Origin of the sequence: Bradyrhizobium sp. MOS001 (assembly GCF_004634465.1) — a bacterium.
In the GTDB taxonomy this organism is placed as follows: Bacteria; Pseudomonadota; Alphaproteobacteria; order Rhizobiales; family Xanthobacteraceae; genus Bradyrhizobium; species Bradyrhizobium barranii.
This window is the reverse complement of sequence record NZ_SPVJ01000094.1, coordinates 1-8812: the sequence shown is the minus strand read 5'-3', so window position 1 is coordinate 8812 and position 8812 is coordinate 1. Positions and strand designations below refer to the sequence as shown.

At 59.2% G+C, this 8812-nt stretch carries 9 protein-coding genes and 2 pseudogenes; 6 read left to right on the top strand and 5 right to left on the bottom strand.

All coding sequences use genetic code 11. The features are described from left to right. Positions 1-269: 269 nt before the first annotated feature. The 3 genes and pseudogenes from CT676_RS46390 to CT676_RS42325 all read left to right on the top strand — a co-directional run. Positions 270-550: pseudogene (locus tag CT676_RS46390) on the top strand (tyrosine-type recombinase/integrase); the annotation flags it as partial. A 559-nt stretch (positions 551-1109) separates the two neighbouring features. Beyond that, the gene (locus CT676_RS42330) at positions 1110-1340 is read left to right on the top strand and encodes a hypothetical protein (protein ID WP_135217208.1); all 231 of its coding nucleotides are present in this window, start codon (positions 1110-1112) and stop codon (positions 1338-1340) included. 864 nt (positions 1341-2204) lie between these two features. Beyond that, positions 2205-2492 carry a hypothetical protein gene (locus CT676_RS42325; RefSeq protein WP_135217207.1) on the top strand — a complete coding sequence of 96 codons (288 nt, stop codon included), beginning with the start codon at positions 2205-2207 and terminating at the stop codon, positions 2490-2492. A 514-nt stretch (positions 2493-3006) separates the two neighbouring features. On the opposite strand, the gene CT676_RS42320 is transcribed toward CT676_RS42325, so the two are convergent. From CT676_RS42320 to CT676_RS42310, 3 genes are all read right to left on the bottom strand, one after another. Beyond that, entirely contained in the window at positions 3007-3201 is a 195-nt protein-coding gene (locus tag CT676_RS42320) for a hypothetical protein (protein ID WP_135217206.1), read from the bottom strand. Positions 3202-3858: 657 nt separating this feature from the next. Next, on the bottom strand, positions 3859-5022 hold the full coding sequence (locus CT676_RS42315; RefSeq protein ID WP_135217205.1) for a sensor histidine kinase: 1164 nt from the start codon (positions 5020-5022) through the stop codon (positions 3859-3861). A gap of 449 nt (positions 5023-5471) precedes the next feature. Then, complete coding sequence (locus CT676_RS42310) at positions 5472-5714, bottom strand: hypothetical protein (protein WP_135217204.1); 243 nt, start codon at positions 5712-5714, stop codon at positions 5472-5474. Positions 5715-6287: 573 nt separating this feature from the next. Here CT676_RS42310 and CT676_RS42300 point away from each other — a divergent pair. Next, positions 6288-6650, top strand: coding sequence for a hypothetical protein (locus CT676_RS42300; protein ID WP_135217202.1), 363 nt, complete (start codon positions 6288-6290; stop codon positions 6648-6650). A gap of 496 nt (positions 6651-7146) precedes the next feature. Further along, a complete protein-coding gene (locus CT676_RS42290) occupies positions 7147-7524 on the top strand; it encodes an NUDIX hydrolase (RefSeq protein WP_135217209.1) in 378 nt (125 codons plus the stop codon). A gap of 36 nt (positions 7525-7560) precedes the next feature. On the opposite strand, the gene CT676_RS42285 is transcribed toward CT676_RS42290, so the two are convergent. Together CT676_RS42285 and CT676_RS42280 are read right to left on the bottom strand one after the other, a co-directional pair. Continuing rightward, positions 7561-7758: a hypothetical protein gene (locus CT676_RS42285; RefSeq protein ID WP_135217200.1), complete on the bottom strand. Its 198-nt coding sequence runs from the start codon at positions 7756-7758 to the stop codon at positions 7561-7563. 115 nt (positions 7759-7873) lie between these two features. Beyond that, positions 7874-8128, bottom strand: coding sequence for a PepSY domain-containing protein (locus tag CT676_RS42280; RefSeq protein ID WP_039156949.1), 255 nt, complete (start codon positions 8126-8128; stop codon positions 7874-7876). A 279-nt stretch (positions 8129-8407) separates the two neighbouring features. Between CT676_RS42280 and CT676_RS42275 the strand changes: the two are divergent. Beyond that, a pseudogene (locus CT676_RS42275) lies at positions 8408-8812 on the top strand (DNA ligase); the annotation flags it as partial.

Sequence of the window (8812 nt, the reverse complement as noted above, 5' to 3'; positions counted from 1 at the left end):
CACTATGCACTGTGTCCATTCTAAGCCTAACGGTCCGAACAAACCGCAGACTCGCAGATCACCCCGTCATCCGGTAGGTGGCCGCTGAACAGCGCTTACGGAACAGTCGCGCTCTCGCTATTTGGAAGGCTTCTTGGTCCAAAGGCGGGTATGTTGCCATTTGCAAGGCAGGCCCTGTTCCCGCGGGATGGTTCTATGGACGCGAAGTCAGCCGCACGATTTAAACAGCACGTAGAGCGAGTCATTGAGGAGTTATCCTTGGCGCTCTGAAGCCAGGAGATCGTCTATTCACGGGCCGCAGAGGGCCGGACCGCAGCCTGACGACACGGCAGTATGCACGCCTGCGATCGGACTGGCTGGCCGGTATAGGATTGGACCCTCACCTGTTCGGAACGCATTCACTCCGACGAACCAAGGCGACGCTCATCTATCGTCGCACCGGCAACTTGCGAGCCGTGCAGCTCCTGTTGGGGCATGCAAAAATCGAGAGCACCGCTACCTCGGAATAGAGGTCGATGACGCACTCGCAATAGCAGAACAGGTGGACGTCTGGCTGCCCTGGCAGAGCCGACCTGCCCTGCCCCTCCGTTACAGGAGGCTGCGGGCCCGAAACGGAAGTCGCGCTGCGTCATTCAATCACTTCATCGCCCGTGGATAGCCGTCGCACCAATTGCGAACACCACTCTCCAAGTCTCGTCCAATCGATGCCTCGCACAAAAAAAAACGGCCCCAGCATCGGCCGGGGGGCATGATGATGCTGGGGCCTCCGGACAGGCTCTGACCTTGTGGGACAGAGACCGTCACCGGAAAGACAAGCCGGGCAGCATCCGGACGTTCCCAGCCCAAGTCTTAATCTCCGCTACTTCATATCTCTTGCCCGAGAGCGCGCGGGATCTAAGCCGCGCCGCCCTCGGGTGCAACTGTCCAGTCCCAGCTGGATTCCGTCGCCGTAGGCAGCCTAAGCGATTCCAACGCTAGGCAGACCTAAGCGACACCTTTTCCACACCACGACGGGCAGTAGCTCGAGCTCGTTCCGCGCCGCCAGGTTTTGACGCAGGTTTTAACGAGTGGCTTCGGGAACGTTCGGTGGTGGCGTTGCTTGGAGAGCAATGACGAGCACGACCGTAGTTCTCATTCCCGGCATGCTGAACGCCCTTCGCCTGGTGCGCGTCTACGGCTTTATGGTCGAGCGCAGAGACGGCCTGTATTACCCCGGCAGCAACCAGCCGGCATGCTCGAAGGCTTTGGCAGAGAAGATGGTTGAAGGCGGCTGGCTGGTGAAATACGGAGAGCGTTATCAACCTACAGAGAAGGGTTGGCACGCAGGAGAAGCCGGTTGAGAAGTTTGGCTGCTGTCCGAGTCGCCAAATGATATCAAACCTGAGAAGGTTCCTGCAAAGGCGTGAGCCCTATCGCTCCTCGCCCTCAAGCCGTTGAGCTTCATTTCGATAGTTTTGTAGCCATCTCTTCGAGAGCTTCCCGGCCCAGACCGGGGAGGCAGAACTTCGCCTTCTCCAAGGTCGAGGCCGTCATATCCCTCAGGCCTTTAGGGGGTCTTTCTGACGGTTCTCGATCGACGCAGCCGCCCGACGGCAATCTTCGGCGACCTTCAAAAGGCCGACGCGCTCAAGCTCCATGGAAGCTATCGCTGCATGTTCACGGCAAATTCGCTCTAGTCTACGGAATTCCCTTAGCTCTCGGTCCACGTGCCCTCCGCGATGTGAGGCAATGATCACGTCAACGATCGACTGATGAGAAGTGACGATCCGTAAGCTTCCCGTAAGTAAGGCTAAGCAAAACGGGAAAATCAAGCAACTCTTTAGCAGCGCTTAGAAATGGAACCCGAACACCACGGCGCCCTTTAGAAGGCGCCGGTGTGAAACGGCGGGCGATGTCCACACCCACGACAGGCAGTATATCGCGAGCGTTGTTACAGGTCGCAAAAAACGGCCCCAGCACAACTAGATGCCGGAGCCGTTGGAAGCCTTGGCGGTAATGGGGGCGCCAAGGTCTACTAAGGTCTAGGAAGATTCGGCAATCGGGTCTGTATGCCCTCCGACATAGGCGGCGCACTGCTCGCGCTCTCTGAGTGATCGACGCTCCTTAGCTTTTCCACACCCACGACCCGCGGTGGCTCATGCTCGTTCCGAGCCGCTAGGAATCGATAATTTGCAAGGTGCATGCGATGCCGGTTTGATCGAGGCATGCCTCGCCCCGCCAGACGCCACATGCCTACGCATGCCGACGGTCGACCGCGCAAGATCACCATCGGCGAGATGCGGGAGATGGGCGTTCGCGGCGTGCTGATCTATTGCCATTGCGGCCATCACATTGCTCTGGACGCCGACCGCTGGCCTGACAGTGTAAGGCTCTCCGATCTCGAGCCGCGGTTCGTCTGCCGGGGTTGCGGTAATCGCGGCGCCGAGGTTCGGCCGGATTTTGAACGTGGCAACCCGCAGCTCGCAATCATGGGGTACCGAAACACGCAATGACCAAGGGCTGGGGGCGGCTTTTCGAGGAGCCGATCGAGGTGGACGGCCGCAAGCTGGTGACCCAACGCCCTCTTTTACGACCAGTGAGGAGCGACGATTGCAGCCATGCTGAACGCCACAACGCAGGCGGCGGCCAGGGACCACAGTGCTATGGCGATCTCTCTAGGCATGCGTATTGAACGACACTCTGTGGAACGGGTTCCTAAGTGGACGAGACCGCCAACTCAGACGGCCCGACACCAGCCGTAAGTCTAGCGCCGGGCCTGACCGGGCGGCGTCGGGGAAGCCAACCCCGCGGGGCTGTTCACTACCCTACGCTCGCTTTATCGCCCGCACCGTAAATTTCGTGAGAGCTTCAACCGTCCGTTGAGGCTGTAGACCCCTAACTAAGCGGAAGCCCGTGGGCCCTCTCGAGACTGGGCCGCGGGAAACTTTAGGGCCTTGTGCTTGGGGTCCAGGGCCCGCCAGCGCGAACTGCGCATACGAAGAGGCCTCCAACTGGGAGGCCTTAACTTCAGGTGGGGACTCTTAGACCGGGGGACCGCAGCCACTCGCTGATGTGCGAGCCGGTTTCAGCCTGCCGTGCTTTCCTTTCGACGGTTTCGCGCAGATTGCCATGCGGAAGCAATTCGGCTTGTTCATGCAGGCGCTTCGCCTCTTCGGCGAGACGTTCTTCAAGGGATTGGGTTTGCGTGAAATGCCGACGCATGGCGCTGCTCCTATCTAGAGGAGGCGGGAGCGCTAATGGCGTTCTCATCACCGATGAAAGCCAGGGCCGCGCGGTGATAAGGTGGAGGGTGGCACATCTTTGTTCCCCGTGATGGTCAATATTGCTCACCTCCGAGGCCCGCCAGCGTGAACCGGCGGCGAGGAGATCGCCAACTGAGGCGGCCTTACTTCTTTTGCTCGGGATGAAGCGCAGCCCTTTGGACTTGCATCTCCTCAATGAGCTTTTTGATCCCGTCATGTGCTAACTGATCGTTTATTCGAGTCGCATGACGACGGTAGCGCTCGATCTTTCCGTCCAGTTCCTTGCACTTGTCGCACATCATCATTCCGCATTCGCGCTGGATGGGCGGTCCCCAATGACCGTCCTCAAGTTAGACGGCCAAGCTGTCGATTTTGTTCATCTATCGAATTAGGACACCCCCAAAATCAACTTAGGACACCGGAGCTTAACCACGGACAGCTCCCCTTTTTCAGGGGGACCGTTCAGAGGAACCGCAAGGGCGGCGAATGTTTGAGTCGTCGCTGGCTCGCCGCCGAGCTGGCGGAGCGGCCCCGGCCTACCCCCTCGACCCCTGAAGCCGGGGCCGGCTCTCCGCCCAAGGACAGCCTTGAAGTGCGTAGCCCTGCTCCTGCGAGTTCAACTGCGCGGAAGTCGGAGGGAGAATGTCGTTCCCGTTTGTTCGTTAGAGGCGACAGAAATTTCGCCGCCGTGGGCTTCGACGATTAATTTCGCGATATAGAGACCGAGGCCCAGATGTGTACTGTGCTCAGAATCATCGCTGACGTCCTGGCCGCGCATCCAAGAGTGAAATACTAATTTTTGTGTGTCCGTGGGGATTGGTGAACCCATGTTGTGCACGGCTATTGTGACGGTGCCGGGATCGTTGCCTACGATCCTCACAGTGATGGGCTGCTCTCGGTCGCCATATTGGGTGGCGTTGCCCATCAGGTTCGACAGCACCTGTCCCAGGCGCGCAGCGTCACACGAACACGTAGGATCTCCGTCGTGCGCGACCTCAAAATCACGATCCGTGTGGATGGCGCGTAGCTCATCTGCAATCTCCTGACAGAGCGCCACCATGTCGATTTTGGTCTTTACAACTGGGAGTTCAGTACCGAAGGACGAGCGCGTGAGATCGAGTAAGTCATTTAAAATTTGTGTCGCCCGGCCGGCCGCCGTCCTAATCTCCGAAACCACCTTTGCCTGTTTCGGATTTGTTATTCCGGATCGCTCCATCCACTGAGCACCCATCGAAACCGCGCCTATGGGGTTGCGCAAATCATGACCCAGCACGCCCAAGAACAAATTGCGGGAGTCATTAATCGTCTTAGTGTAGTGAGCTACCGACTCCGTGACAGCCTGATCAATCGCTTCATTGAATCGCGTGAGGTCTTCAACATCGGTTGCAGCCAGCCCTTGATGATGAGCCACCCATTGCTTCACAACACTTGCGCGAAGCGCCCGGTATTCGGAGACCATCTGGTCGATGTCAAAACCATCGGCAAGGCGAAGAGCGGCATGAACCTCAGCCGCGCTCTCGGAAAACGGATTTTCTGGAGGGCCCACGCCGCGCGATTTATCAAACCTCTCTCGCGCAGTCTGCGCAGATTCGAGGTCGTCTGCAATAAACCCGAGAATATCCACGACATGATCTTGCAAAGCTAGCTTCGTCATCTTGTCGCTGGCCGGCGATATAGTTCGCGCGAAATCGATCCATTCCTTGACGATAGCGGCGTGGTTTTGCCGAATGAAGTCCGCCAGCCGGCGTTCATGCCCTCGTGTCTCACTTGGATTGGTCACAGCCGGCCCCTTTGCGCATGTTGAGTATTCTGCCGTGGTTTCTTTTGTTAAGGTGAAAGCCCGGCATGCTTCGAGTGAGTTCAGAAACGCTTGTTAGCGGCGGCGCAGGCTGAAGAGGTCAATGACCGAAGCCGCCAAACTTAGGCGGCCCTACTCTTTCGGGGCGGGGGGGTGATTGGCGGCCTTCGCTTCCGTCGCCTGTGCGATCAGGATTGCAATTTCGTCCAGTGTTTGCCGGTCGTTGATCCCGAGTGACAATCGTCGATATCGGGCGATCTTATCGTCGTACAGAGTGCACTTTTCACACATGCTTCCGCTCGCATATAGGGCGGGAGCATGAAGCACTCTCAGTCACCGATGGACGCCTCGGACTGGGCGGTGATCTCGGGACCATAAACCAGAACTCGGGTTCCCGACAGAAGGAACACAGCCCGCCAACGGAGGCGGCCTCAATGCCTGCGCCGTTCGACCGCGAATGTGAATTTGAGGTGGAGCACCGGACCGATGTCGTCCCGGACTTCAATCGACATCTGTCGGCCACTGGTCCCTAGGGTGCCGACGGCATCTCGGGCCATATCGGCCAGCGAGCGCGCCGCCTCTTCCTGCACCTTCTCTATGGTTGAGAGCTCCAGACCTTCCTCATCCGGGAAAATCTCGTCACCCTCTCTGATGTCAAAGTAATACCGTCTCATCAGACCAGAACGACGCCGACCTCAAATTGTTCTTTTCGTAAAGCAGGCCATCCATCCCCAAATCAAACTAGGCCACTGAGGCCGGAAGCAGGCCATCACCCCTACCTCTGTTCGTTCCTCGTGAGGGACGCCAGTCTATCCAGTTGACCAGCCAACCCCACATAAGTTCGAGCAATGTTTTTCAGGACGTCGGAGCGATCCTTGGAAATGCCGCTCGCGCCAGAAAGTCTCTTGTAGAGGTCAGCATGTTCTCGGCACTCAGCAATGTTGATCACTGGCTCACCCTCCCTTTTGCCGGCGCGAGTGATAGAGCGCCTTTCCCCGCTGGCTTGCATATACCATGCTAGGGCCCGTCAAAGATCAGCTTCGGACATTGAAGTACGGCCAGCGCCTAAGGTCGGACACAAGCCAGTGCCCATTTTTGGAATGATGGTCCCAAAGGAACGACGAGCGCGGGGGAATTTTGAGTCATCGCTTGCTCGCCGGCAGAGCTGGCGGAGCGGCCCCGGCCTTAAACCCCTAAGCCCCTGCCAGCCGGGGCCGTCTCTCGGCCTTGTAGTATCGGAGTAGCGTATGCGTTCCTCGCCCTCGATCGTGCCGGCCGACCGCCTCGACCGCGACATTTATCTGGTGCTTGAAGACTTCGGCGCTCGCGCCGGTTGCGCCTGGCGCGAGACGGATGAGGCTGACACCGACCTCGAGACGATCCTGCAAAATCTCCTGTCCGGCCAGTACGCCTATCCGGTCCGAATTGTATCCTTCAATCCCGTCGAGGGATGGTCGCGAGATGCGACTTCCGACGTCGCCGACGCACTGGCCCAGCGCGCATCTGACACTGACACCGAGGTCTCTTCTGCACTGCAAGCCTTCATCGCCGCCAACGCCACAAGGAGCTTCGACATGCAGCTAGCGCTGCCCTTGCGCGGAATCGCCTGATGTCCAGCGACGAAAAGCCCCTTGCGGCCGGTGCAATGGCTACGACGTGCGCCAACTGTGACGATCTCGGCTGGGTTTGCGAGAACCACCCGGACCGCCCCTGGGAAGGCCCACGCGCCTGCAACTGTGGGGGCGCGGGGGCGCCCTGTCCGGCCTGCAACGCTGCTGGCGATGGGGAAGTGCCGCGTATGCCGGAAGGCTTTCGAGTCGAGGTCGACAAGGACGGCTGGCGGCACTGAGGTGCCTTGTGAGCGGCCCCAAGCGCGTTCGCAGTAGCGCCGAACGGTCGCTGGCGACTTCATCGGCGGGTCCACAAGAGCCGCCTTCGGCGCTCACCCGCCCGATACGCACAGCGCGACCAGTCGTCTGGCCCAGCGCGAACCAGCGACTTGGACGTAAACCGATTGCTCCGTAATCATAGGGGAACGATGCTCTTCACTGCGGCGCGAACCCCGCTGTAAACTGATGCCGGATTGTGAAATCGATTCGCAGAAAGATGGCTAAATCCTCGAAACTTGTCGCCGCGAAGAATGGGCGAGTACTTCTGGTCCGACGACGGCGCGATAAGCGCTGGGCGTTCCCGGGCGGCCGTAAGCGTGCGGGTGAAAGTGAGAGGAAGTGTCTTCGCCGCGAGATCACCGAGGAACTGCCGAAGCTAAAACTTGGGCCAGTGAAGCTCTGGAAAGAGGTAAAGGGAAAAAACCGTCAATCCGGACGACAGATGAGCGACGCGATCTTTGTGGCCAAGAAGGCGTCCGGTCCCCTGAGGATCGGCGATAAGAACGAGATCGACAAAGCGGCTTGGCGCAAGCCGCGCGGCATCAGACTCACGCCCACGTCGCGCTACATCCGGGACAAGTTGTTTCCGAAGTAGATCACGCGCTCGCAACTGCGGCCTCGAACCCAGCGGTCAACCGCGCAACCGTTTAGCGCGGGTCCAGACCTTCTTCAGATATCGTTTTCGGGCTCCCGGTGCACCAACCTTCCCCCCCCAAATGCGAATGAGTTGCCGTGATCGACCGGAAAGCTCGGCGACTTCCTTATAGCTCGCAAGACCATTCTTGAGCATGTAGAGCGCGGCGGCCTTGGTGACATCCTTGGTGCGCATTTGCAGTGCGATCCCGATTGTCGTTTCGGGCCAGATGCTGATGCGTCAATGACTGTAATGCCCTCAGGGGGCGGCTCAAAGTACAACTGGCCACCCACCTTGCATCTTCTCAAAGCTAGTGGTCTGGCTTTTCGCGCACGATCACGCCGGTCTTAGGGTCGGCGTGGAATTCCATCTTCTGTCCGTTCTTGATGCCTTCGCCCTCCCATTGGCCGTCGTCGGCTTCAAGCTTAGTGACCTGCGAATAGCCCGACTCCATGACCTTGGCCTTCACTTGCTCCATCGGCATCCAGTCAGGTCCGGGTTGGTCTGCTCTCGCTGCTGAGCCAATGGCGAGGGAACCGAGAACCAGAATTGTGGCAAGCTTCATTTTGGCCTCCTCTCGATGAAAGGCTTCAACGGGCGCGCTGAATTGATGTTCCTCTGTCGCGCCCGCGGACTTGGTGTCAGATCGACGCAAACGAATGGACTTCCGTTTTGGGCCCCTGGGGACAAGATGGTCGGCTTCGGGTCAAAACCGGCAACGCGGCCCCTTCTTACGGGAAAGACGATCCCTATCTCCGCATCATGCGTACCGCGTTCGAATTCTGCCTGCCGACCGCCGCCAAGGTGGTGCCGGCTGGCCCCGACTGGATCCACGAAATCAAGTATGACGGCTATCGCCTGCGCGTCGAGGGGCAAGACCGTGCGGCTTTTCACCCGCAACGGCCACGACTGGACCAAGCGATACCCCTGGATCGTCGAGGCCGCGCTGAACAACCGCGAGCAGCAATTCGCCATCGACGGCGAGGCCGTGGTGCTCGGCGTCGACGGCGCCTCGGACTTCAACGCCCTGCACTCGCGCAAGCATGATCACGAGGTTCAGCTCTATGCGTTCGACATCCTCGCGCTTGGCGGCGAGGACCTGCGCCAGCTGCCATTGACGATGCGCAAGACCAATTTGGCGCGGCTGCTGCGCGGCCGGCCTGATGGCATATTCGTCGCGCCGTTCGAGGCTGCCGAGATCGGTCCGGATCTATTCGCCGCCGCCTGCCGCATGGGCCTCGAGGGCCTG

What these genes read in the sequence shown, in the direction of transcription:
- CT676_RS42330 (WP_135217208.1), top strand. Translation starts at nt 1,110, where the DNA reads ATGACGAGCACGACCGTAGTTCTCATTCCCGGCATGCTGAACGCCCTT.
- CT676_RS42325 (WP_135217207.1), top strand. Translation starts at nt 2,205, where the DNA reads ATGCCTCGCCCCGCCAGACGCCACATGCCTACGCATGCCGACGGTCGA.
- CT676_RS42320 (WP_135217206.1), bottom strand. Translation starts at nt 3,201, where the DNA reads ATGCGTCGGCATTTCACGCAAACCCAATCCCTTGAAGAACGTCTCGCC.
- CT676_RS42310 (WP_135217204.1), bottom strand. Translation starts at nt 5,714, where the DNA reads ATGAGACGGTATTACTTTGACATCAGAGAGGGTGACGAGATTTTCCCG.
- CT676_RS42300 (WP_135217202.1), top strand. Translation starts at nt 6,288, where the DNA reads ATGCGTTCCTCGCCCTCGATCGTGCCGGCCGACCGCCTCGACCGCGAC.
- CT676_RS42290 (WP_135217209.1), top strand. Translation starts at nt 7,147, where the DNA reads ATGGCTAAATCCTCGAAACTTGTCGCCGCGAAGAATGGGCGAGTACTT.
- CT676_RS42285 (WP_135217200.1), bottom strand. Translation starts at nt 7,758, where the DNA reads ATGCGCACCAAGGATGTCACCAAGGCCGCCGCGCTCTACATGCTCAAG.
- CT676_RS42280 (WP_039156949.1), bottom strand. Translation starts at nt 8,128, where the DNA reads ATGAAGCTTGCCACAATTCTGGTTCTCGGTTCCCTCGCCATTGGCTCA.